Genomic DNA, 24,285 nt, shown 5'->3' with positions numbered 1-24,285 from the left:
TCCTGCGACTTCGAGGGATGAAATATGAAGAGTGGCGGCGTGTTTCATGGCCGAGTGATGGCGCGTTTGAGGATCTTGCCGCTGGGGCCGGTGGGCAGTTCGTCGAGCAGCCACACGTGGCGGGGGTATTTGTAGGCAGCGATGCGTTCGCGCACGAAGCGCTGCAGTTCCTCCGCGGTGGTGTTCGCTTCCGCGCTCAGAACGATGGCGGCGACGATCTCCTCCCCCAAGTGATCGTCGGCGATGCCGAAGACGGCGGCCTGCACGACATCGGGGTGTTCGTAGAGCAGCTCCTCGATTTCGCGCGGGTAGATGTTGTACCCGCCGCGAATGATCATGTCCTTCTTGCGGTCGACGATGTAGTAGTAGCCGTCGTCGTCGCGCCGGGCGAGGTCGCCGGTGCGGAACCAGCCGTCGGGAATCGCGGCCTCGGTCGCCTCGGGCCGATTCCAGTAGCCGGACATGACATTCGGGCCGCGGACCGCGATCTCGCCGATCCCGTCGATCACATCGACCAACTCGACCTCGACGTCACGGATCGGCACACCGATCGAGCCGGGTTTGCGCGGCCGCCCGGCGTGGTTGAACGTGACCACCGGGCTGGTCTCCGACAGACCGTAGCCCTCCAGGATCTCGCAGCCGAAGGTCTTCTCGAAGGCGGTGAGCAGTTCCACCGGAAGCGACGCACCACCGGATACACAGCGCCGCAACGACCTGACGTCCGCTGTCGTCGCACCCGCGTCGCGCAGCAGCGCGGAGTACATGGTCGGCACACCAGCGAAGACAGTGACCCGGTCGCGGGCGATCGCCTCGAATACCGCGGCCGGCTCGAAGCGCGGAACCAGCGTCAGCGCGGCCCCGCTATAGATCGCGGCATTGAGTGCGCAGGTCTGCCCGAAGGTGTGGAACAGCGGCAGACAGCCCAGGATCACATCATCGTGGTGGAGCTCCTGCACGGTCGAGGCATACACCTCGGCGTTGTGCGCGAGCCCGGCGAGCGTCAACGCCGCACCCTTGGGTTGGCCGGTCGTCCCCGAGGTGTAGAGGATCACCGCCACCTGATCCAGCTCCACCTCTGGACTGTCATGGCGTGGCGCGTGCCGCGCTAGCAGGGCGGCAAACGACGTCGGATCGATCGTCCGAACGATGGTCCCGCTCGCCGCCGCCCCTTGCGGACCCTCCCCTGGACCGCCTCTCCAATCGAACAGCACTCGTGCACCGCAATCGGACAGGTAGTAGGCGACCTCACGGGCCTTCAGCAACGGGTTCATCGGCACCACAACGCATCCCGCGCGCAGGATCCCGTAGTAGAGAACCACGAACTCCGGCACGTTGGGCAGCATCAGAGCCACCCGAGACCCTGGAGTCACGCCCTCGGCACACAGCATCGTGGCGACCCGCCCGGTCCGCTCCTCGAGCTGCGCGTAGGTCAGGACCGTATCGTCCGATCGCACTGCGACCCGGTCCGGGACGCGCAGGGCCGACTGCAGCAGATTCACGGTCAAGGAGCGCATCGTCAACTTCCCGGTAGTGCCGAAAACATCGCCGAAATCGTCGCATCGATGTGATCGCGCTCCCATGGATGCAGGGACAACATCACCGGTCCGCCAACTGTTCGCCGCAACAACCACGAACCGGTAACCTGCGGAAATGCCCCGCACCACGCCACCGGAAGCAATCGTCGAAGTAGCCGCGCTCCTACTCGAGACCATCGACGACCTCGGACTGCGGTTGGCCCGGCGCTTCCTCGCCGAACTCGACACCTACCGCAACGAGGCGCAGGTGCCCTTCGACACCATTCGCACCTCCTGCACGCGCAATCTCACTCTGATGCTGCGACACTTCACCACCACCGCACCGGTGGACCCGGAACCGCCCAAGGACACCGGGCGACTACGTGCACAGCAAGGTGTGCCCCTGGCCGAAACCTTGCACGCCTTCCGCATCGGATTCGAATTCCTGTGGTCCGAACTGGTTTCCGCCTCACGACGCCACCCCGAAGTCACCGACGCGATGCTTGTCGCCCTCGCCGCAGAGGTCTGGGCACTATCGGGTGAATACGCTGTCGCGGTCGCGGCCGCCTACCGAGAAACCACCACCGAACTGGTACTGCAACGCGAACACGAACGCTCCGTACTGGTCGAGGCCCTGTTCACCGGCATGATCGCCGACCCGACCACCCTCGGCGAAGCAACCCGGATCCTCGGCCTGCCACCCGCCGGCCGCTACGTGGTCGTCGCCGCGGAAGCACCCGCCACCGGCCGTGAGGCCCTACCCGGTATCGAAATAGCCTTACGCGCAGCACAAATCATCTCCGCTTGGCGATTGCTGCCCGACCAACAGATCGGTGTAATCGCCTTGCCCGAGTCCCGAGAACCATCGGCGCTGAAGGCGTTTCGCGCCCATCACGCCCGCGTGGGCATCAGCCCGCCCTACGACGCCCTGCCCGAGACACCGCAGGCACTGCACTTCGCCCGGCTCGCCCTCACCGGTCTACGTGACCGCCCCCGAGGCGTGGCCCGCTTCGACGACGACCCCCTCGCCATGCTGATCGCGGCAGCACCGATCGAAGCCGAACGGATGACCCGAGTTTCGCTCGGTCCCCTTCTGGCCCTGCCCTATGAAGAACGCGAACGACTACTGCAAACTCTCCGCACCTGGTATGCCGAAAACGGCTCCGCCGCCGACACCGGCCGCAAACTCTTCCTGCACCCGAACTCCGTCCGCTACCGCCTGCGCCGCATCGAGGAAGTCACCGGCCGTTCCCTCACCGACCCCCAAGCAGTCCTCGAACTCGGAGCCGCCCTGCGTGCATTACACCGCCCGAATCCCGGCCTGTGACAGATCCATCCACCCAGGTCAACTGCCCCTCGATCTCTCGAGGTCGCGGGCTGACACGAAACTGTGATCCTGTCGAATGTCGAAAACCACCCCTCGCCAAGCAACTTGCGCAGGGGGTGCTGTCGGTTGTGCCCCCGAGGCGATTCGAACAGCATCTACAACAAACCGCATTCGTGGTGAGCTGCGGATTTCGGCAGAAGTCCCGGTGATTCGGCGACTGCGCGGCAGGTCCGGCGAGAGCGCTACCTGTGGATAACTTGGCGTTGACAGCATCCCTTCGGTGTTCTGGACCCCGGTCCAATCTCGCCGTCGTGTCCGAGGACGGCCGGTGGTCACTGAGGATCCGGACACTTTGCGTACTGCAGACGGACCCCCTCTTTGCGACACAACAGCAGATAATTCCGCTGACGCACACAGCCCATTCACGCGTCCGTTGTCCTAACGCTGGTCGTCCCAGGCGCTCTAAGCCGTTTCAGCCCTACAGCCGATTCACCGAGGTCGAGACAGTTCCTCATCCTCGATGTACGTCGAGGATGAGGAATCTTGACACCAACCCCGGGGTGGCCGTCAATGATGTGTGCGACGGTCGGCCCGGTGCGTTTCCGCGCGGACCGGATTCTGCGAGCTTCACCAACGTGTCCAGCGACACCGCTGGACGGAAATCGGTTCAGTGCCAGAGGAAAACACAGCCGGATAGTGGGGAACGCACATGAACAACGACAACTCGTGTCCGAACTGCAGGCAAATCGACGCGGTGCAGAGCATGCCAGCGATCGCGGCGACCGGTATATCCACCGTGCAAGGTTCAAGCACTTACGCGGGCGTGGGGATCGGCCTGTCAGGCACTGTGATCCCGGTCATCGGGTCGGCTAGGCCCGCGAGTTCCCAAACCACTGCCCTCGCAGCGGCGACCAGACCCGCGCCACCCACCAGTTCCGTCACCGGTCCGGCAACGTGCGGGGCACTTCTGCTGGTCGCCGCCTCGGTCATGCTCGGTTTTGCAGGAGCGGCCGTCTCTTTAAGGGATGTCCCGTAAGTCTGACGCGGTGACGGTGTTCGGTCCACCGGCCTGGAATCAGCGAGCGTGGGTGAGGTTGGCAAGAGTCGCTACCCCGGCCATCGCGACGGCAACTCCCTCGCCGCGCAACCGGCAGTCCCGCAGGATCTTCCAGGTCTTCATCCGGGCGAAGGCATGCTCGACGCGAGCACGGACCTTGCGGTGTGACTTGTTGTGTGCCTGTTTCCATTCCGGCAGCTCGACACCGGGTGACCGACGGTGCGGGATGATCAGACCGGTGCCCTGGTAGCCGCCATCCGCGATCACCACTGCGTTGCGGCAGGCATGAGCGGCACCGGACTCGGTCCAGGCTCGGCAGTCGTTGCGGTTCCCCGGCAGGGGTCGTCCGAGCGCGACGACGAGTTCGGTGTCGGCGTCGATCACGACCTGGTGATTGGTCGAGTACCGGTAGTTCTTACTCTGGGCAGCGACCTTGTGATCACGGGTCGGGACCAGGGTGCCGTCCACGATCAACACCGCATCACGACCGAAGCGGGCGCGGGGTCGTAGCGCCAACGCAGGTCCCAGGTCCTCGATCACCCTGGCCGCGGCCGACTTCGACACCCCGAACACCGCCGCGAGCTGCCGCATCGTCAGATTCGTCCGCCAATACGTGGCCACCAGCAACACCCGGTCCTCGAAACACAACCCCCACGGCCGGCCCCGCAACGGCCGGTCGGCACCCTCGCGCCGCAACCGGGTGATCAGGCGAGCGAACGTGGCCGGCCGCAGCCCGGAGAACAACTCCACCATCACCGGGTCAGACGCTGAGATCACCACCTGCGACACGATATCTGTTGCTGCTCAACGACTTACGGGACATCCCTTAGGCGAAGCGCCGAAGCCACGCCACACCTATCTTCGCAGCGCTAACTATGGCGAGGAATTGGAACGTGCCAGAAATTCAGCTTGCTCGGACAGTGATTACGGCGATAACCCCGGACCCATTTCGCAAATATCGAATTCCGGTTCGACATGGATATATGATCAGAAATTGAAAAAACATAGGCATCACTGCCAATTTTCTGGTCAGGTTGTCACTATTCAAGGGTCCGAAGCAAACCGTTTGCGTGATGAACTCGCCGAGATTATCCGTGAATTACTTGAATGGGCCACCAGAGAAAAAGCTGGTGAACAATTCTTGGAGGACGGAGAAGCCGCATGAACGAGGATGACATCACGGTCAATCCACCCGCTCCGGCTCTGGCGCGTCGAACGTTCCCCTCCGGAACGGCACCGGCTACAGGGCCGTCAGGGCTATCAGACTATGCGGTATCCCCGCTCGGCATGCCGGTGGCGCTGTTGCGGGATGAGGTACGAGTAGCCTTCCTCGGCCGAACCTCGACCGAGGATCAGCAAGACCCGCGGCAATCGATGCTTCGCCAGCTCGGCAACTCCAAGACCCCACTCCCGGAATCCTGGGTGATCGTGGCGCACTACTACGATGTCGAGTCCGGCCGAATGGAGTTGGAGGAGCGTGGACACGGAACCGATTACGAGCGGTTCAACATCCCGATTGCCCGCGACGGTGGCATCGCTGATCTACTGGATGAAGCCAAGCACCCCAACCGCAGGTTCGACGTCGTAATCTGCGAATCCGTCGCACGTGTCGCTCGCCGCACTTACGAAGGTCTGTCGATCGAGCGGGAATTGGAGAGGGTCGATGTGCCGCTGTTCGCGTCCAACGAGCCGATCACGATCAGCGGCAGTCGCGCGCAACGGATCTTGCAGCGCCGCATCAATCAGTCGGTAGCCGAGTACGAAGTCCTCAACACCCTCGAGCAGTCCTGGGGCGGACTGTGCACCCATGTGCGAGAGGGATGGAACATTGGCAAACCACCCTATGGGTACAAGGCGAAGATCTTTCGGCATCCCAACCCAACGAAAGCTGCTCGCGCACAAACCAAGTCGCGAATCGAACCGGATGGCGCTCGCGGTGAGACCGTGACCCAGATCGCGATGTGGCGCTACTACGAGGGCCTGGGCTACGACACCATCGCGGAACGACTCAATGCCGACCCGACCAAATACCCGCCCCCGGAGCCGACTGTCGCGAGTCGCGCACGTCGCGCGTGGGGCAAGACCGCCGTGTATGAGATCTTGTCGAATCCGAAGTACACCGGATTCCAGGTGTTCAATCGCCGCGCGTCCCGCTCCCGTCATGGCAAGGTCAACGATCCGATGAAATGGGTGTGGTCGACCGAACCCGTCCATGAACCTCTGATCCCGAAGTGGATGTACGACGAACTGATCGGCCGCCGCCAAGCCCGACGGGGATCCCGTGACGGCAGCGGCAAGAATTCACACCCACTGACACTTCACAGCTACGCATTCCGAGGCCGACTTCAATGCGAATGCTCGCGGCGCATGAACGGTGCCGAGCGCCGTGGGCATCTCTACTACCAATGCTGGCCGCGCGGGAACAATCGGGGACGACCCGACAAGTACGCCGGTCACCCCAAGACGATCTACATCCGCGAAGACGCCGTACTCGATGCGGTATCGCAGTTCTACGCAGACCGTGTCTTCGGCATTCTCCGCCACGAGCTGCTTGCCGCCGACATCGCCGGGATCGACGACCGAGCCGCCAGGCAGCGACAAACCGACCGCGAACGGCTCCAACGGACCGTGGAGAACCTGACGCGTCGCCAGGACTCCGTTCTGCGCCAAGCACAGGACGGCGATCCCGATGACCCGTTCACAAAGGCCCTCCGCAACACCTACAACGAACTGGAGACCGAGAAAACGGCCGCCGTCAGCGACATCGACCAACTCAACGCGGCCAACCAGGCTGAGCCCTGCCGCCCCGCCGACGCGGACATCGCATTGCTGGACGCCCTGCCCTATCTCCGGCTCAACCTCAGCGTTGCCCCCGAGAAGTTGCTGCAGCGCCTGTTCGAGATCACCCAGCTCTCAATTCGGCTGCACGACAACGCCGCCCGCGCCACCATCACCATCACGCTGCCCGCCGACCACGTTCCCGCTATCGCCCATGCGGCCACGATTGTCGGCGACGCGATCACCACGACAACAGAAACGCCCGGTCATCGACCGGGCGCGGCTGTTGTAGATGCTGTACGTGCCCTCGGCAGGATTCGAACCTGCGACACCCGCTTTAGGAGAGCGGTGCTCTATCCCCTGAGCTACGAAGGCGGGGGTCCCGTGGTGGGACGTTGGGAGTCTACCGGGTCGGGGGTGGCGGCACGCAACAGTGTTCAGAAGCCGTCGAAGCCGCCGGGGTCGGCGGACCAGTCGCCTTCGGTGCCGGTCTCGTAGCCCTGGTCGAGGCCGGTGCCGGGGTCGAGGCCGGGGGTGTCGAGGGGGCCGGGGTCGGTGTAGGCCTCGCCTGCGCCGGATTCGAAGCCCGCGGCGTCGTAGCCGACGCCGGGCATGCCCTGGAAGAGGCTGGTGAACAGGAGGGCGGAGCCGACGCCCCAGGCGCCGGCGACGAGGGCGGGGCGCCACCAGGGCTCGGAGTACCAGCCGGCGGGGACGGGGCGGCCCGCGACGCGGCCGCCGGGGTAGTAGTTGGGGGTGACCGAGGAGGGGGCGGGGGAGGCGGTGAGGCGGCGGCCGTTGAAGTCGACGGCGCGGGTGGCCTCGACCTTGCCCGCGATGTCCTGGCCGGACAGGGGCGGGATGTCGGGGCCGGGGTCCATGTTCATGGCGGTGCGGGCGGCGCGGATGTAGTAGAGGCCCTCGAGGGCGGTCTGTTCGGCGAGGTTCGCCTGGGTGGGGGTGGCGGCGCGGTCGATCTGGCCGCCCGCGGCGTTGTAGCGTTCGCTGGCGTCGGCCAGGGCCTGGCGGGAGGCGGGGCCGGTGGCGGACAGGGAGTAGACCTGGCCGCCGAGCCGTTCGATGACCTGCCTCGCGGCGGCCTGCGCGTCGGCCAGTTCCTGGGCGGTGCGCTTGTTCTGCGCCCACCGCAGGTACAGGAGGGCGCCGACACAGACCACAAGGACCAGGATCAGAATCCACAGCATCGCGCGCCTCCTCGCGAGGTCGGCCGGACGTCGACGCCAGTTTACTGGCCGATTGCCCGAATCCTGACCAGGCGGGGGACCTGCGCGTTGCCGGGTAGCGGGATCAGCCCGCGAGGTGGCGGGAGATCACCAGGCGCTGGATCTGGTTGGTGCCTTCGAAGATCTGCATGACCTTGGCCTCGCGCATGTAGCGCTCGACGGGGAAGTCCTGGGTGTAGCCGTAGCCGCCGAAGACCTGGACGGCGTCGGTGGTGACCTTCATGGCCGCGTCGGTGGCGATCAGCTTGGCGACGCTGGCCTGGCGCGAGTAGGGCAGGCCGGCGTCGCGGCGGCGGGCGGCGTCGAGGTAGGTGGCGCGGGCGGAGTCGACGGCGGCGGCCATGTCGGCCAGGACGAAGCCGAGGCCCTGGTGGTCGATGATGCGGCGGCCGAACGCCTCTCGCTCCTTGGCGTAGGCGACGGCCTCGTCGAGCGCGCGCTGGGCGAGGCCGGTGGCGACGGCGGCGATGCCGAGGCGGCCCGCGTCCAGCGCGCTGAAGGCGATGGACAGGCCCTGGCCCTCGTCGCCGACGCGGCGTTCGGCGGGCAGGAAGGCGTCGTCGTAGGCGGCGGTGGTGGTGGGGATGCCGCGCAGGCCCATCTTCTCCTCGGGCTTGCCGAAGCTGAGGCCCTCGGTGCCTGCGGGGACGAGGAAGCAGGAGATGCCGCGCGAGCCCTCGCCGGTGCGCGCGAACAGGGTGTAGAAGTCGGCGCGGCCGCCGTGGGTGATCCAGGCCTTGGTGCCGGTGATCCGGTAGCCGCCGTCGACGGGCACGGCGCGGCAGCGCAGCGCGGCGGCGTCGGACCCGGCGTGCGCCTCGGAAAGGCTGTAGGCGCCGATGGTCTCGCCCGAGAGCATGTCGGCCAGCCACCGCCGCTTCTGCTCGTCGGTGCCGTAGGTGAACAGGGGATGGCACGACAGCCCGTGGACGCTGACCGCCACCGCGACCGCGGACCAGCGCGCCGCCAGTTCCTCGAGCACCTGCAGGTAGACCTCGTAGGGCTGGCCGCCGCCACCGAATTCCTCGGGGTAGGGCAGGCTGAGCAGCCCGGCGGCGCCGAGCGCGGCGAACACCCCCTCGGGATAGTCGCCGGTGTGCTCGCTCTCGGCAACCTTCGGTTCCAGGACCTTGTCGGCGATCTCCCGGGTCAACTCGATCAGGTCGCGTGCCTCGGTACTCGGCAGCATGCGGTCCACAGCCATGAGATCAACTCCGGGGTCGGGGGCTCGGTCGTTTCACAGTACGTCCGACATCCAATTGCATGCAAGGCAGCACGTAATTTTCACCCTCTACACTGGCCGGATGGTTTCCGCGCTGCCACCCAACAAGCATCAGGAGAAGAGTCTGCGGACGCGGGCGCTGCTCCTGGACGCCGCGATCGACAGCCTCTCGGAGGTCGGATACGGCAGCGCCTCCATCGCCGACATCACCGCCCGCGCCGGCGTGACCCGCGGCGCCCAGCTGCACCACTTCCACACCCGGCAGGAGCTGTTCGCGCAGACCATCGGCCACCTCACCCAGCGTCAGCGCGAGTCCATGCAGCGCCGCGCGCGCGGGCTGAGCCCGGCCGACGCGGCGGGCGCGATCCTGGTCGAGCTGGTGACGGCGACCTTCGCGGGCAAGCTCGGCACCGCCTCGGTGGAGCTCTACGTCGGCATCGCCAACGACCGCCCGCTGCGCCGCGAGATGCTGCGCGTGCAGCACGAGCTGACCCACGAGCTGCTCGACACCTGCGCGGCGCTGATGGATTCGTCGATCACCCGGGAGAACCTGGACCGCGCCTTCTGGCTGACGGTCAACCTGGTGCGCGGCGCCACCCTCGACGAGATGGTCGGCCGCGACCGCGCCCGGCGCAGGCAGGTGCTGGCCGACTGGACCGAACTGGCCGAGATCGCCCTGCGCCGCGCGCCGTCCTGACACCTGTTCCAGAAGTCTGCCGGGGGCGGAGCCGACCGACCGGAATCTTGCCGGAACACGCCACCACCACACCCCTACCTTTCGGTAGCATCCGCTGTGACGTGGCTCTCTCCCGCCGCGGTCGAACGAAGGAGCATCGATGCAGAGCACCATGCAGGACGATCAGCTGTCGCTGGCCACACTGCTCAAGTACGCGGCGAGTTTCCAGGGTGAATCCACCGTGTCCACCTGGACCGGCGACGGCCTGCGGACGATGACCTTCCGCGAGGTGGGCGAGGACGCGGCCCGCCTCGCCAACGCTCTGCGCGCGCTCGGGATCGGCGAGGGCGACCGGGTCGGCACCTTCATGTGGAACAACAACGAGCACATGGTCGCCTACATCGCGGTGCCCGCGATGGGCGCGGTGCTGCACGCGCTGAACATCCGGCTGTTCCCGGAGCAGCTGGTCTTCGTGGCCAACCACGCCGAGGACCAGGTCGTCATCGTCGACGGCACGCTGCTGCCGCTGTTCGCCCAGTACCTGCCCAACCTGAAGACGGTGCGCCACGTCATCGTCGCCAACGGCGACGCCGCCGCGCTGACCGCGCCCGAGGGCGTCCAGGTCCACTCCTACCGCGAGCTGCTCGACGCCCAGCCCGCCGAATACGACTTCCCGATCGTGGACGAGCGCTCCGCGGCCGCCATGTGCTACACCTCCGGCACCACCGGCGACCCGAAGGGCGTCGTGTACTCGCACCGCTCGAACTGGCTGCACGCCATGCAGGTCTGTTCGCCGAACGGCATGGGCTTCAACGGGTCCGACACCGTGCTCGCCATCGTGCCGCTCTTCCATGCCAACGCCTGGGGCATGCCGTACGCGGCGCTGATGTCGGGCGCGAACGTGCTGATGCCCGACCGCTTCCTGCAGCCCGGCCCGCTGCTGGAGATGATGGCCGCGGTCAAGCCGACCTTCGCCGCCGCCGTCCCCACCATCTGGGGCGGCGTGCTGGCCGCGCTGGCCGCCGCGCCGCAGGACATCTCCTACCTGCGCACCGCCGTCGTCGGCGGCTCGGCGGTGCCGCCGTCGATGATGCGCGCCTTCGAGGAGAAGCACGGCGTGCGGATCCTGCACGCGTGGGGCATGACCGAGACCTCCCCGCTCGGGTCGGTCGCGCACCCGCCGCACGGCGCCGAAGGCGAGGAAGCCTGGGCCTACCGCTACACCCAGGGCCGCTTCCCCGCCAACGTCGAGGCCCGCCTGGTCGACGACCAGGGCAAGGTCGTGCCGAACGACGGCGAATCCCTGGGCGAGCTCGAGGTGCGCGGCGCCTGGATCACCGGCTCCTACTACTCGCCCGAGGGCGGCGTCGTCGACCCGGACAAGTTCGACGACGGCTGGCTGCGCACCGGCGACGTCGGCAAGATCAGCCCCAACGGTTACCTGACCCTGGTCGACCGCTCCAAGGACGTCATCAAGTCCGGCGGCGAGTGGATCTCCTCGGTCGACCTCGAGAACGCGGTCATGGGCCACCCGGCCGTCGCCGAGGCCGCGGTCATCGGTGTGCCGGACGAGAAGTGGGACGAGCGGCCCCTGGTCGCCATCGTGCTGGCCGAAGGCGCGACCGCCGAAGCGACCGAGCTGCGCGACTTCCTCGCCGACAAGTTCGCCAAGTGGCAGCTGCCCGAGCACTGGACCTTCATCCCCGAGGTCCCCAAGACCTCGGTCGGCAAGTTCGACAAGAAGCGCCTGCGCGCGCAGTTCGCCGAAGGTGAGCTGGACGTCACGACGCTGTAGTTTCGGCGGCTGGCGCCGCGGGGTTTCGGCCTCGTGACCTCGCCGCCGAGGACCGATACTTCGCCTTCGGCGTGACGTCTCGGTCCTCGGCGGCGAGGCGGCCGAAACCCGGGGCGGTGCGTGAAGTCGGCCTCGACCGGTGTCGATACTTCGGCGGGCGTGGGGAGAATTCCCCACGCCCGCCGTATTCAGTTGTTGTTCAGTTGTGTATTCAGTTGTCCGATATGCAGTTGTCGCTATTCAATTGTGTATTCAGTTGTCCGACACAGGCTCCGGTACCACCACGGTTTCGGCCGCCTCGCCGCCGAGGCGTGAGACGTCACGCCGAAGGCGCGGTATCACGCCTCGGCGGCGAGGTCACGAGGCCGAACCCCGCGGCGCCGGCCGCCAGAATTTCAGCAGTTGCGCAGCTCGGGGCTCTGGTTGAGCAGCTGGGCGCGCGGGCTGATGTAGCGGGTGTAGGTCTCGCCGCCGACCGCGGAGAGCGGGAAGGCCGCGACGCGGTGGCAGTTCTGGAAGGCGAGCTTGACGCCGAAGTGCCGCTCGAGTCCGCCGCGGATGGCGTCGGAGGCGAGGGCGCGCAGCAGCTGGCCGCGGGCCTTCTCGTCCGGCGGGGGCACGACGTTGTCGGCGAATTCCGCATCGCCCGAACGCAGTTCACCGGCCACGCGGCTCACGACCTCCCAGGCGTAGGGGAGTGACGTACGGACGCATTCGACGAATTCGGCGTCGTCGATATCGCCCTGTTCGGCGCGCTCGAGCAATGCGGCGGGAACATCGAGGGACATGGCGCTCTCCTCCTGCGGTGGATGGTCGGCGGATGCGATGCCCTTTTCATTCTAGGGCGTGCGGCCTTGTCAACGACCCTGAATTCTCATGAAAGTGCTTTTCCGAGAGCGGCTTTCGCTTCCGCGTACAGGGTCGCCACCAGTTCGCCCGCCGGTTGCCCGGTGGACAGCGCGTGCGTCTGGCCCGCCCACAGATTCACTGCCGCGGAGTTGCCGTCCGCGCGCGCGGCGGCCCGCAACGGCGCGGTGGCGTAGTGGATCTCGGGGTAGGCGGCCGGGGCGAGCGATGTGAAGTCGGTGAGGAAGGGGTTGCGGATTCCGCGGGCGCGGCGTCCGGTGAACGCGCGCGTGAGCATCGTGGGTTCGGCGGAGCCGACGGCGTCGCGGTGCACGGCGTTGGTGCCCGCCTCGGGGCAGCGCAGGAAGGCGGTGCCGAGCTGGGCGGCGGCCGCGCCCGCGGCCAGCGCCGCGGCGACGCCCGCGCCGGTGATCAGCCCGCCCGCGGCGACGACGGGGCGGTCGGTCGTCGCGGGCAGGAGCTGGAGCAGGCTCAGCAGGCCGAGCGGGTCGACCGGGTCGTTCGCCGGGTCGTCGCGGAAGTCGGCCCGGTGGCCGCCCGCCTCGGCGCCCTGGGCGATGAGGGCGTCCGCGCCCGCGGCGACGGCGAGCGCGGCCTCGGCGGGGGAGGTCACGGTCACCCAGACCTCGGTGCCGACCGCGTGCAGTCGCGCGACCTCCGCGGCGTCCGGGCAGCCGAAGGTGACGCTGACCACCGCGACGGGGTCGGCCACCAGCAGATCGAACTTCTCCGCCCACTCGTCGGTGTCGTGCCGTGGTTCGCCGAGAGGGAAGCGGGCGCCGAGGGTGGCCAGGTAGTCGGCGTAGTCCGCGCGGTCGGCGGGCGCGCCGGGGGCGAAGAGATTCACCCCGAACGGGCCCGGGGTGAGGGCGCGGGTCGCGGTGATCCGCTCGGCGAGGGCGTCGGTGCCCAGGTAGCCGGCGGCGAGCTGGCCGAATCCGCCCGCGCCGGTGACGGCGGCGACGAGTTCCGGGGTGGTGGGGCCGCCCGCCATCGGGGCGGCCACGATCGGTACGCGCAGATCGTCGAGAATCATGAGGTCCAGTCTGTCTTCTGTAACACTGGAACCCGCGCCCTGACCGGGGAATCTTCGCGAATGGTTGCGAAATGGTCACGACGGAGTAGAGTTCACGTCACAACGGATGCCGAACCGTTATCTGCGGATCGGTTCACAGGATCGCCTGGCGGCCCTGACCTCCGTTTTCCCTGTTGTCGGACGCTAGGACGAACCTTGTCGCAGCACCGTGTAGGCCCCGAGTCCATCTCCGTCGCCGATCTCCTCGGTGACGGTGGCATCGGAAGCCGGAACCGGCACCGTGCCGAGCCGTCCCGCACCGACCGCGTGAAGGTCGCCGCCAGCGCCGCGGTCGCCACCGCGGGCCTGGTCGGCATCGGTTCGCAGGTCGTCCCGGCCATCGCCTACGCCTCGCCGCTGCTGCCCTCGCACGACGACTCCACCGAGGAATCGGTCGCGCCGGAGTCCGCGAAGGAGGCCGTCGACATCGCGCTGGCTGCCGCCAAGCAGATCTCGGCCCCTGCCGAGCAGGCCGCGCCCGCCGCCGACACGGTCGCCGTGGCCGCGCCGGTCGCCGCTCCCGTCGCCGCGCCGTTCGGTATCGGCGGCCTGCCGCCGGAGCTGTCCAACCCGCTCTCGCAGGTCGAGGACTTCATCGAGGGCATCCAGCACCAGGTCGCGCCCACCCAGGCCGTGCGCCCCGTCGCGGGCGCCATCAGCTCGGGCTTCGGCAGCCGCTGGGGCGCCATGCACTACGGCCTCGACTTCGCCGACGCCCTCGGCGCCCCGATCCACTCCGTCGCCTCCGGCACCGTCGTCGAGGCCGGCCCGGCCTCCGGCTTCGGGCTGTGGGTCCGCGTGCTGCAGGACGACGGCACCACCGCCGTCTACGGCCACGTCAACGACATGTACGTCTCGGCGGGCCAGCGCGTGAACGCGGGCGACGTCATCGCCTCGGTCGGCAACCGCGGCCAGTCCACCGGCCCCCACCTGCACCTGGAGATCTGGGACCAGGGTGGCGGCAAGATCGATCCCCTGCCCTACCTGGCCTCCCGCGGGGTGCCCATGGAGTGGGGCCCGAGCGCGCACTGATCGCGCGCAGGCGGGACGCTCCCGCCACGGGGCTCGTTCGGCTGTGAGCCCCGTCACCTGACGGTTCCGAATCGGCAACACGGACCGTTATCCAGCCGATACACCTCTCGGGCCCTTGTACGGCCGGATCGAGGGCCATCGGCGCTCGATATGATGACTCGATTGCCTGTACCCGGATGTCCGGTGTACCTCGGCTCGACGAGAGGTGAATGAAACCGCAATGGAAACTGCCCGCCGTTCTGCCCGCGGTACCCGCCGTCGCCGGTCGAGCAGTCCCACATTCGGGCAGTTACTGACCGCCGCCGTCGAGTCCTCCGCCGACGCGGTCGCCCTCCGGTTCAACCCCACCGGCGATCCCGCCGATCAGCGCCAGCTGACCTACTCGGAGCTGGATCAGCGTTCGGCCCAGCTGGCCCGCGAGCTCATCGGCCGCGGCATCGGCCCCGGCGACGTCGTCGCCATCGGCATCGCGCGCGGCCTCGAATCGGTGCTCGCGGTCTGGGCCGTCGCCAAGACCGGCGCGGCCTACGTGCCCGTCGACCCGAACTACCCGGCCGACCGCATCGCCCACATCGTCACCGACTCCGGCGCGGTCCTCGGCCTCACCCTCGAGGCGCACCGCCCCGTCCTCGGCGCCGAGATCGCCTGGCTGGTCCTCGACGACCCCGCGCAGGCGGACCGGATCGCCGCGCAGCCCGCGCACACCGTGTCCTACGCCGACCGCGTCCGCACCCTGGACGAGCGCCACCCGGCCTACGTCATCTACACCTCCGGCTCCACCGGCAAGCCCAAGGGCGTCGTGGTCACCCACACCGGCCTGGCCGGGCTCGTGGCCGCCGAGCGCGAGCACTACGGGGTCACCGAGGGCTCGCGGGTCCTGCACGTCTGTTCGCCGAACTTCGACGTGTCGGTGCTGGAGCTGCTGCTGGCCTTCTCCGCGGGCGCCACGCTGGTCGTCTCGCCGCCGACGGTGTTCGGCGGCGACGACCTGGCCGAGCTGCTGCGCCGCGAGCGGGTCACCCACATGCTCATCACCCCGGGCGCGCTCGAGTCGGTCGACCCCGCCGGCCTCGACGAGCTGGGCGCGGTGGTGGTCGCCGGCGACAAGTTCGGTCCCGAACTCGTCGGCCGCTGGGCGACCGGCGACCGCAGGTTCTACAACGGCTACGGCCCGACCGAGGCGACGATCCTCGCCACCAGCACCCCGCCCATGGACCCGGCCGCCACCATCACCATCGGTTCGGCCATCGCGGGTGTCGGCGCGTTCGTGCTCGACTCGCGCCTGCGGCCGGTGCCCGCCGGGGTGATCGGCGAGCTGTACCTGTCCGGCCCCGCGCTGGCGCAGGGGTACCTGAACCGGCCCGGGCTGACCGCCGAGCGCTTCGTCGCCAGCCCGTTCGGCGCCGAGGCCGGTGACCCGAACGCGCGGCTCTACCGCACCGGAGACCTGGTGCGGCGCAGCGAATCCGGGGACGGCGCCATCGAGTACATGGGCCGCTCGGACTTCCAGGTGAAGATCCGCGGCTTCCGGATCGAGCTGGGCGAGATCGACAACGCGCTCACCGCGCATCCCGACATCGACTACGCCGCGACCCTCGGCAAGACGCTGCCCTCGGGCGCGACCGCCCTGGTCGCCTACGTGCTGCCCCGGCCCGGCGCGACCGTCGAGGTCGGCGCGCTGGCCGATCACCTCCGGGAGTCCCTGCCCGCGTACATGATCCCCGCCTCGATCATGGTGCTGGACAAGATCCCGCTGACCCCGGTCGGCAAGCTGGACCGCAAGGCGCTGCCGGAGCCGGTGTTCGACGCGGGCACCTCGCGCGCGCCGCAGGGCCCCGTGGAGACCGCGCTGGCGGAGCTGTTCGCCGGACTGCTCGGGCTGTCCGAGGTCGGCGCCGACGACTCCTTCTTCGCCATCGGCGGCGACAGCATCCTGTCCATGCAGCTGGTGGCGCGCGCCAGGGCCGCGGGCATCGCGTTCACCCCGCAGGACGTGTTCGAGCACCGCACCGTGGCCGCGCTGGCCAAGGTCGCGGTGGTCGGCGACGAGACCGAGATCGTGCGGCTCGAGGAGCTGCCCGGCGGCGGCGTCGGTGACGCGCCCGCGACCCCGGTGCTCGCCCAGTACCTGGACGAGGGCGTCTTCGGCCGCTTCTCCCAGAACATGACCCTCGCCCTGCCCGAGGGCATCGACCGCGACGGTCTCCTGGGCACCCTCACCGCTGTGCTGACCCACCACGACGTGCTGCGCTCGCGGGTGGTCCGGGCCGAGGGCGGCTGGCGGCTCGACATCCCGCCCGCCGAGGGCTACGACGTGGCGGCGCTGCTCGCCGAGACCGCCGTCCCGGCCGGCGTGGACGACGCCGAGCTGACCCGGATCGGCAGCGCCGCACTGGATTCCGCGCTCGACCGGCTCGACCCCGCGGCCGGGCGGATGCTCGCCTTCACCTGGCTGCGCAGGCCCGACGCCGCCGACGTGCTGATCGTCGCCGCGCATCACCTGGTGATCGACGGCGTCTCGTGGCGCATCGTCATCCCGGATCTGGTCACCGCCTGGGCGCAGCTGGCCGCCGGCCAGCGGCCGCAGCCGGCGCCGGTGGGCACCTCGTTCCGCCGCTGGGCGCACGGCCTGGCCGAGGCGGCGGCCGAGCGTTCCGCCGAAACCGGTTACTGGCGTTCGGTTCTCGGCACCGAGGACCCGCTGCTCGGCAGCCGCGCCCTCGATCCCGCGCTCGACACCTACGCGACGGTGCGCCGGTTCAGCGTCGAGGTGCCGGCCCCGGTCACCGAGGCCCTGCTCACCGAGGTGCCCGCGCTGTACCGCACGGGCGTGAACGACGGCCTGCTGGCCGCGCTGGCGCTGGCCGTGCGGGCCTGGCGCGCGGGCCGCGGCGTCGACGCGCCGGTCACCCGCGTCCGGATGGAGGGCCACGGCCGCGAGGAGGCGACGGTGCCCGGCGCCGACCTCACCCGCACGGTCGGCTGGTTCACCAGCGTGTACCCGATCGCGCTCGACCTCGGCGCCGTCGACACCGCCGCCGCGCTCGACGGCGGCGCGGAGACCGCCGCCGCGCTGCGGGCGGTCAAGGAACAGCTGCTCGCGGTGCCGGACCGGGGCATCGGCTTCGGCCTGCTGCGGCACCTGAACCCGGCCACCGCGGGCGGGCTGACCGGCCCGGTCGCCCAGATCGGCTTCAACTACCTCGGCCGGGTCAGCATGGACGCCGAGGCCGAGGGTTTCGCGGGCGCGGGCTTCCTGCCGACGGACGCGCTCGGCGACATCACCGCCGAACAGGACCCGGCCATGCCCGCGGGCATGGTGGTCGACATCAACGCGATCGTCACCGACGGCGAGGCGGGACCCCGCATGTCGGTGTCGTTCCAGTACGCCGCCGGCGTCATCGGCGAGGACGCGGTGCGCGAACTGGCCGACGGCTGGGTCGCGGCGCTGGCCGCCGTCGCCCGGCACACGGCGGATCCGGCGGCCGGCGGCCTCACCCCGTCCGACGTCGCGCTGGTGCGGGTGTCGCAGCCGGAGCTGGATCGCTGGCGGGCCGCGTACCCCGGGCTGTCGGACGTGCTGCCGCTGTCGCCGCTGCAGGCGGGCCTGCTGTTCCACACCCAGCTGACCGCGGGCGGCGCCGACGACTACGTCACCCAGTTCGCCCTCGAACTCGGCGGCGACGTCGATCTCGACCGGCTGCACCGCGCGGCACAGGGTGTGCTGGAACGCAATTCGAGCATCCGTTCGGCCTTCGTCACCGCCGCGGACGGCACCCCGGTGCAGGTCGTCGTCGACGGCGTCACCGCGCCGTGGCGGGTCGTCGACGGCGTGGCGGAGGCGGATCTGCCCGCGCTCCTCGCCGAGGACCAGCGCACCCGCTTCGATCCGGCGGTGGCCCCGCTGGTGCGATTCACGGTGTACCGCACCGTCTCCGGCGGCGTCCGCCTCGTGCTGACCTCGCACCACCTGCTCTTCGACGGCTGGTCGCTGCCGCTGCTGATGAAGGACCTGCTGGTCCTCTACGCCATGCACGGCGACGACTCCCTGCTGCCGCGGGTGCGCCCCTACCGTGACTACCTGGCCTGGCTGGATCGCCAGGACCGCGACGCCACGCTGGAGCGCTGGCGGGCCGCCCTCGACGGCGCCCGCCCGACCGCGGTCGCCGAGGTGCTCGCGGCTCCGGCCGCGCCGGAGGCCGGGGTCGGCGAGATCGAATTCGAGCTCTCCGCCGAGCAGTCCGCGGCCCTGACCGGCTTCGCCGCCGAGTCCGAGGTCACCGTCAACACGGTGATCCAGGCGGCGTGGGCCCTGATCGTGGCGGCCCTGACCGACCGCGACGACGTGGTGTTCGGCGCCGTGGTGGCAGGCCGCCCGCCGCAGCTGGACGGCGTCGACGACATCATCGGCCTGTTCGTCAACACCCTGCCGGTGCGGGTGCGCCTCGACGCGCACGCCTCGGTGCGGGACCTGCTGCGCACCCTGCAGTCCGAGCAGGCCGCGCTGATGGACCACCACTACCTGGGCCTGGCCGAGATCCAGAGCGCCGCGGGCACCGGCGGCCTGTTCGACTCGCTGGTGGCCTACGAGTCCTACCCGATCGACGAGGAGGGCCTGAAGGAGGCCGGTTCCTCGATCGACGGGCTGGAAGTGGCCGGCGTGCGTTCGGTGACCTTCACCCACTACCCGGTGGCCGTGGTCGTCGAATCCGGCGCGCGGCTGCGGGTCAAGGTGTGGAACCGCCGCGACACCGTCTCCGACACCGCCGCCCGCGCGCTGAGCGACATCCTGCGCCTGCTGATCGACCGCTTCACCGGCGCCGACGACGCGGAGCTTCCCGCGGCGCCCGCCGAGTGGTGGCGCGCGCCGGTGGCCGCCCAGGATCAGCTGGAGCTGCCCACCGACCGGCCGCGCGTCGCGGGGGACAGCTACGTGCCCGCCGAGGTGCGGACCGAGGTGCCCGCTGACGTCCACGCCGCGCTCAATCGTCTCGCGGCCCGGCGCGGCGTCTCGCTGTTCACCGTGCTGCACGCCGCCTACGTCACGCTGCTGGCCCGGCTGGCCGGTACCGGGGAGGTCACCGTCGGGGTGTACCCGCCGGAGTCCGCCGTGGCCGAACCGGTGGTCGTGACCGCCGAGTCGGCCCCCGGCGACACCTTCGCCGCCGTCCTCGAGCGCCTGCACCGCGCCGACGCGGCGGGCTTCGTCGCGGCCGACACCGGCGCGCGACCGCTGGCGCACGTGCGCGACCTCATCCGGGTCAGCGCGGGCGTGCCGCCCTTCCGCGCGGCCCTCGCGCTGGGCGACGGCTCCCAGCACCGGGCACCGGTCGACCTCACCCTCGGCGCCGTCGAACGCCTCGACGGGAGCGGTGCCCTGGCCGGGCTGTCGCTGGCCTTCGGCTACGACGGCGCGCTGTTCGACGCGGCGACGGTGTCCGGCTTCGGCGAGCGCTTCGGCCGGATCCTGGCCGCCATCGCCGCCGATCCGGACGTGGTCACCGGCGACATCGACCTGCTCGCCCCCGCCGAACGCGCCGAGGTCCTCGCGGCCTGGACCACACCGGGCGCCGACGTGCCTTCGGCGACCCTGCCCGACCTGATCACCGACCGCGTCCTGCGGCACCCGCACGCCCCCGCCGTCCGGTTCGGGGACACGCGCCTGAGCTACGCCGAACTGCTGCGGCGCGCCTCGGGCGTCGCGCGTGCCCTCATCGCCCACGGCGCGGGCCCGGAATCCCTGGTGGCCGTGGCCGTCCCGCGCGACGAACGGCTGCCGGTCGCGCTGCTCGGTGTGCTGCTGTCGGGCGCGGCGTACCTGCCGATCGACACCGCCTACCCGGCGCAGCGGCTCGAGTTCATGCTCGCCGACGCCGCGCCGACCGCGGTGCTGACCACCGGCGGCGAGCTGGCCGCGGTGCCCGCCGGGGAGATCCCGGTGGTGCTGCTCGACGAGATCGGTCCCGGCGACGACGCCCCCGTCACCGACGCGGACCGCCGCGCGCCGCTGCGCCCGGATCACCTGGCCTACGTCATCTACACCTCCGGCTCCACCGGCGTCCCCAAGGGCGTCGGCGTGCCCCACCGCACGGTGGCCGAGCTGTTCGCCAACAGCGCCCCGCTGTTCGGTTTCGGCGAATCCGACGTGTGGACGCTGTTCCACTCCTTCGCGTTCGACTTCTCGGTGTGGGAACTGTGGTGCGCCCTGGTGACCGGCGGCGAGGTCGTGGTCGTCGACCACCTCACCTCGCGGTCGCCGGAGCTGTTCCGCGCCTTGCTGATCCGCGACGGCGTCACGGTGCTCAACCAGACCCCGTCGGCGTTCTACCAGCTCGCCGAGGCCGACCGCGCGGCGGCCGACGGCGCGGAACTGGCGCTGCGGCACGTCGTCTTCGGCGGCGAGGCGCTCGACCTGCGGCAGCTGCGGCGCTGGTACGACCGGCACCCGGCCGACGCCCCGCGCCTGGTGAACATGTACGGCATCACCGAGACCACCGTGCACGTGTCCTTCCTCGCCCTGGACGAGCGGCTGGCCGCCCAGCCCGCCTCGGTCATCGGCCGGGCGCTGCCCGGCCTCGGCGCCCGGGTGCTCGACGAGCGCCTGCGGCCGACCCCGGTCGGCGTGGCCGGGGAGATCTACGTCGACGGTGACCAGCTCACGCGCGGCTACCTCGGCCGCCCGGGCCTCACCGCGACCCGCTTCGTGGCGAACCCGTACGGCGCGCCGGGCTCGCGCATGTACCGCTCCGGCGACGTCGGCCGCTGGTCGCGCGGCTCCGGCACCGCGAACCTCGAGTACGCGGGCCGCAGCGACCAGCAGGTGCAGCTGCGCGGGTTCCGCATCGAACTCGGCGAGATCGAGTCGGCGCTGCTGCGCTGCGCGGGCGTCGGCCAGGCGGTCGTGCTGGTGCGCACCGACGACGGCGTCGACCGCCTGCTCGGTTACGTGGTGCCCGAGACGGGCGCCGCCCTCGACCCTGCCGCGCTGCGCACCGAGGTCGGCGAATTCCTCACCGGCTACATGGTTCCCGACGCGCTCGTCGTCCTCGACGCGCTGCCGCTCACCCCGAACGGCAAGCTGGACCGCAAGGCGCTGCCCGCGCCCGCCGTGGTCGGCGCGGGGGAGTACCGCGCCCCGGTCACCGAGGCCGAACGCGTTGTCGCCGAGGTCTTCTCGGGTCTGCTCGGCGCCGCCGAGGTCGGGCTCGACGACGACTTCTTCACCCTCGGCGGCAACTCGCTGCTGGCCACCCGCGCGGTGTCGCGGATCAACGAGGCGCTGGCGGCGTCGCTGACCGTGCGTGACCTGTTCGAGCAGTCCTCGGTCGCGGCGCTGGCCGCCACCGTGGTCACCGGCGCGGCCGCGGGCCGCCCGCCGCTGGCGCCCGCGCCGCGGCCGGAGCGGATCCCGCTGTCGCTGGCCCAGCAGCGCATGTGGGTGCTCAACCAGCTCGACCCGGAGTCCCCGGCGTACAACATCCCGCTCGCGCTGCGGCTCGAGGGCACCCTCGACGTCGAGGCGCTCGGCCGGGCCGTCACCGACGTGCTCGACCGCCACGAGGCGCTGCGCACCAGCTACCCGGTGGACGGGCCCGGCGGCCTGCCGTATCAGCGCGTCGGCTCCGCCGCCGAGGCGCTGCCCGGCGGGCTGACCGTGCGGCCGCTCGACGGCGCGCTCGACCGGGCCGCCGAGCTCATGGCGGCCGGATTCGACGCCACCGCGCAGGTTCCCGTGCGGGCGACGCTGTTCACCGACGGCGGCGACGAGCACTATCTGGTGGTCGTGGTGCACCACATCTCCGCCGACGGCGTCTCCATGGCGCCGCTGGCCCGCGACCTCATCACCGCCTACGCGGCCCGCTGCCACGGCGCAGCGCCGGCGTGGACCCCGCTGCCGGTGCAGTACTCCGACTTCGCGCTCTGGCAGCGCGAGGTGCTCGGCGAGGTCACCGATCCGGGGTCGGCCGCGGCCGCCCAGCTGGCGTTCTGGCGCGAGCGGCTCGCCGGGGCGGGCACCGCGGCGCTGCCGGTGGACCGGCCGCGCCCGGCGACCCGCACCGGGGCGGGCGCGGAGACCGGTTTCGTCGTCCCCGCCGACGTCCACGCCGGGCTGCTGCGGATCGCCAAGGGGCACAACGCCTCGCTGTTCATGGTGGTGCACGCCGCGCTCGCCGCGCTGCTGAGCCGCCTGACCGGCACCGGCGACATCACCGTCGGCACCCCCGTCGCAGGCCGCGGCGAACGCGTGCTCGACGACCTGGTCGGCATGTTCGTCAACACCCTCGCGCTGCGCACCCAGGTCGACACCGCGGCCAGTTTCGACGTGCTCGTCGACCGGGCGCGCGACACCGACCTGGCCGCCTTCGCCAACGCCGACCTCCCGTTCGAGCAGGTCGTCGAGGCCGCGGGCACCGACGCCGAGTCGCTGCTCTCGGTGGTGCTGTCGTTCCAGAACACCGAGCGGCCGTCGCTGGAACTCCCCGGCCTGACCGTGTCCGGGATGGACAACGCCTTGGTCACCGCCAAGTTCGACCTGCAGGTGACGGTCGAGCCGCGCGAGGGCGCCGACGGCGCGCCCGCCGGCCTCGGCGCGGTGCTCACCTACGCCACCGACGTGTTCGACGAGGCGACCATGGCCGCCTTCGGCCGCCGGTTGCAGCGGGTGCTGGCCGCCGTCGCCGCCGATCCGCTGGTCGCGGTCGGCGCGGTGGACATCCTCGACGCGGCCGAACGCGAACGGGCCACGGCGGCTCCGGCGGCGAACGCCTCGTCCGCGCTGCGCGGCACCGCGCTGCCGCAGCTGCTCACCGCCGCCGTCGACGACGACCCCGACGGCCCCGCCCTGGTGTGGGGCGAGGAGGCGCTGACCTACGCCGAGCTCGACGCGCGGTCCTCCCGGCTGGCCCGGGTGCTGATCGGCCGTGGCTGCGGCCCGCGCACCGGCGTCGCCCTGCGGCTGGATCGCGGGGTCGACGCGGCGGTGGCGACGTGGGCGGTGCTCAAGGCGGGCGCGGCCGTCGTCCCGCTGGCCGAGCCGGGCGCGGCGCTGCCCGCCGGGCTCGACATCAAGGTCGGCCTCGCCGCGGCGCCCGCCGCCGGGCCCGGCATCGACTGGCTGGTCCTCGACGACCCGGCGGTCGCCGCCGAGGTGGCCGAACAGTCACCGCGGCCGGTCACCTACGCCAACCGCACCAGCGCGCTGCAGGGCGGCGACATCGCCTTCGCGGGCGCGGTCACCCTCGGCTACGACGAGCTCGCGGCGCTGGTGAGCGCCGTCGGCGCGGCGACCGAGGTGGCCTTCGAGTCGCGCACCCTGCACGAGGGCGCGCCCGAGTCACGGGCCGCGCTGGTCGAGCTGCTCGTGGCGGGCGCGGCCGGTGCCTCGGTGGTGCTGGCCGACGCGAACCTGTCCTTGGCGGACCGGCTCGCCGAGGACTGGGTGACCCACCTGTTCGCCACCGCCGCGAACCTGGCGGACCTCGGCGGCGAACCACTGGAGGATCTGCGTGCGGTGATCGTGGACGACGCGGCGACAGGGGCGCCCGGCTGGGTGCCCGAGGTCATCGCGCTCGACGACCTGCGATGACCGCCGCCGCGGCGGCCGGGGAGTAACAGCCCGGCCGGTCGGGGCCGATGAACGACAACGTGTGCGCCGCCCGCGTGCACGGCTACGAGGCGAAGGACGAGACGAGGTCATG

14 protein-coding genes, 1 tRNA gene and 1 pseudogene are annotated in these 24,285 nt (G+C 70.4%); 7 read left to right on the top strand and 9 right to left on the bottom strand.

The features are described from left to right. Positions 1 to 44: 44 nt before the first annotated feature. Positions 45 to 1,514, bottom strand: coding sequence for a long-chain-fatty-acid--CoA ligase (locus tag ON36_RS24340; protein ID WP_043658140.1), 1,470 nt, complete (start codon positions 1,512 to 1,514; stop codon positions 45 to 47). A gap of 136 nt (positions 1,515 to 1,650) precedes the next feature. Between ON36_RS24340 and ON36_RS24335 the strand changes: the two genes are divergently transcribed. Continuing rightward, positions 1,651 to 2,841: a PucR family transcriptional regulator gene (locus ON36_RS24335; protein WP_083885370.1), complete on the top strand. Its 1,191-nt coding sequence runs from the start codon at positions 1,651 to 1,653 to the stop codon at positions 2,839 to 2,841. 1,075 nt (positions 2,842 to 3,916) lie between these two features. On the opposite strand, the gene ON36_RS24330 is transcribed toward ON36_RS24335, so the two are convergent. Beyond that, on the bottom strand, positions 3,917 to 4,651 hold the full coding sequence (locus ON36_RS24330; RefSeq protein ID WP_157224995.1) for a transposase: 735 nt from the start codon (positions 4,649 to 4,651) through the stop codon (positions 3,917 to 3,919). On the opposite strand from ON36_RS24330, the gene ON36_RS35560 reads away from it, so the two are divergent. After that, a complete protein-coding gene (locus ON36_RS35560) occupies positions 4,617 to 5,063 on the top strand; it encodes a hypothetical protein (RefSeq protein ID WP_169334733.1) in 447 nt (148 codons plus the stop codon). The two genes, ON36_RS24330 and ON36_RS35560, sit on opposite strands and share 35 nt — an antisense overlap. Positions 5,064 to 5,440: 377 nt before the next feature. Here ON36_RS35560 and ON36_RS37120 read toward each other — a convergent pair whose 3' ends face one another. Beyond that, positions 5,441 to 5,707, bottom strand: a complete 267-nt coding sequence (locus ON36_RS37120) for a hypothetical protein (RefSeq protein ID WP_245558188.1) — start codon at positions 5,705 to 5,707, stop codon at positions 5,441 to 5,443. Here ON36_RS37120 and ON36_RS37115 point away from each other — a divergent pair. Continuing rightward, positions 5,708 to 6,148: pseudogene (locus tag ON36_RS37115) on the top strand (recombinase family protein); the annotation flags it as partial. It abuts the gene before it with no gap. Positions 6,149 to 6,199: 51 nt separating this feature from the next. Here the strand turns inward: ON36_RS37115 and ON36_RS35005 are convergent. From ON36_RS35005 to ON36_RS24310, 4 genes are all read right to left on the bottom strand, one after another. Further along, positions 6,200 to 6,670: a hypothetical protein gene (locus ON36_RS35005; protein ID WP_157224993.1), complete on the bottom strand. Its 471-nt coding sequence runs from the start codon at positions 6,668 to 6,670 to the stop codon at positions 6,200 to 6,202. A 308-nt stretch (positions 6,671 to 6,978) separates the two neighbouring features. Continuing rightward, a tRNA-Arg gene (locus tag ON36_RS24320) sits at positions 6,979 to 7,051 on the bottom strand. Positions 7,052 to 7,113: 62 nt separating this feature from the next. Further along, complete coding sequence (locus ON36_RS24315) at positions 7,114 to 7,881, bottom strand: hypothetical protein (protein WP_043658134.1); 768 nt, start codon at positions 7,879 to 7,881, stop codon at positions 7,114 to 7,116. 103 nt (positions 7,882 to 7,984) lie between these two features. Continuing rightward, the gene (locus ON36_RS24310; RefSeq protein ID WP_043658132.1) at positions 7,985 to 9,124 is read right to left on the bottom strand and encodes an acyl-CoA dehydrogenase family protein; all 1,140 of its coding nucleotides are present in this window, start codon (positions 9,122 to 9,124) and stop codon (positions 7,985 to 7,987) included. 100 nt (positions 9,125 to 9,224) lie between these two features. Between ON36_RS24310 and ON36_RS24305 the strand changes: the two genes are divergently transcribed. Continuing rightward, positions 9,225 to 9,839 carry a TetR/AcrR family transcriptional regulator gene (locus ON36_RS24305; protein WP_043658130.1) on the top strand — a complete coding sequence of 205 codons (615 nt, stop codon included), beginning with the start codon at positions 9,225 to 9,227 and terminating at the stop codon, positions 9,837 to 9,839. A 139-nt stretch (positions 9,840 to 9,978) separates the two neighbouring features. Further along, entirely contained in the window at positions 9,979 to 11,613 is a 1,635-nt protein-coding gene (locus ON36_RS24300) for a long-chain fatty acid--CoA ligase (RefSeq protein ID WP_043658128.1), read from the top strand. Positions 11,614 to 12,008: 395 nt separating this feature from the next. On the opposite strand, the gene ON36_RS24295 is transcribed toward ON36_RS24300, so the two are convergent. Together ON36_RS24295 and ON36_RS24290 are read right to left on the bottom strand one after the other, a co-directional pair. Beyond that, positions 12,009 to 12,401, bottom strand: a complete 393-nt coding sequence (locus ON36_RS24295) for an SCO5389 family protein (protein WP_043658126.1) — start codon at positions 12,399 to 12,401, stop codon at positions 12,009 to 12,011. Positions 12,402 to 12,487: 86 nt separating this feature from the next. Continuing rightward, complete coding sequence (locus ON36_RS24290; protein ID WP_083885368.1) at positions 12,488 to 13,516, bottom strand: nitronate monooxygenase; 1,029 nt, start codon at positions 13,514 to 13,516, stop codon at positions 12,488 to 12,490. A gap of 195 nt (positions 13,517 to 13,711) precedes the next feature. Here ON36_RS24290 and ON36_RS24285 point away from each other — a divergent pair, with 195 nt between their 5' ends. Together ON36_RS24285 and ON36_RS35000 are read left to right on the top strand one after the other, a co-directional pair. Continuing rightward, positions 13,712 to 14,587, top strand: coding sequence for a M23 family metallopeptidase (locus ON36_RS24285; protein WP_043658124.1), 876 nt, complete (start codon positions 13,712 to 13,714; stop codon positions 14,585 to 14,587). Between the two features lie 220 nt (positions 14,588 to 14,807). Then, entirely contained in the window at positions 14,808 to 24,173 is a 9,366-nt protein-coding gene (locus ON36_RS35000) for a non-ribosomal peptide synthetase (RefSeq protein ID WP_052314311.1), read from the top strand. The last annotated feature ends 112 nt before the right edge of the window (positions 24,174 to 24,285 follow it).

The organism is Nocardia thailandica NBRC 100428, assembly GCF_000308795.1.
In the GTDB taxonomy this organism is placed as follows: domain Bacteria; phylum Actinomycetota; class Actinomycetes; order Mycobacteriales; family Mycobacteriaceae; genus Nocardia; species Nocardia thailandica.
Note: the sequence above shows the minus strand (reverse complement) of the source record. Positions and strands in the feature narration are given on the sequence as shown.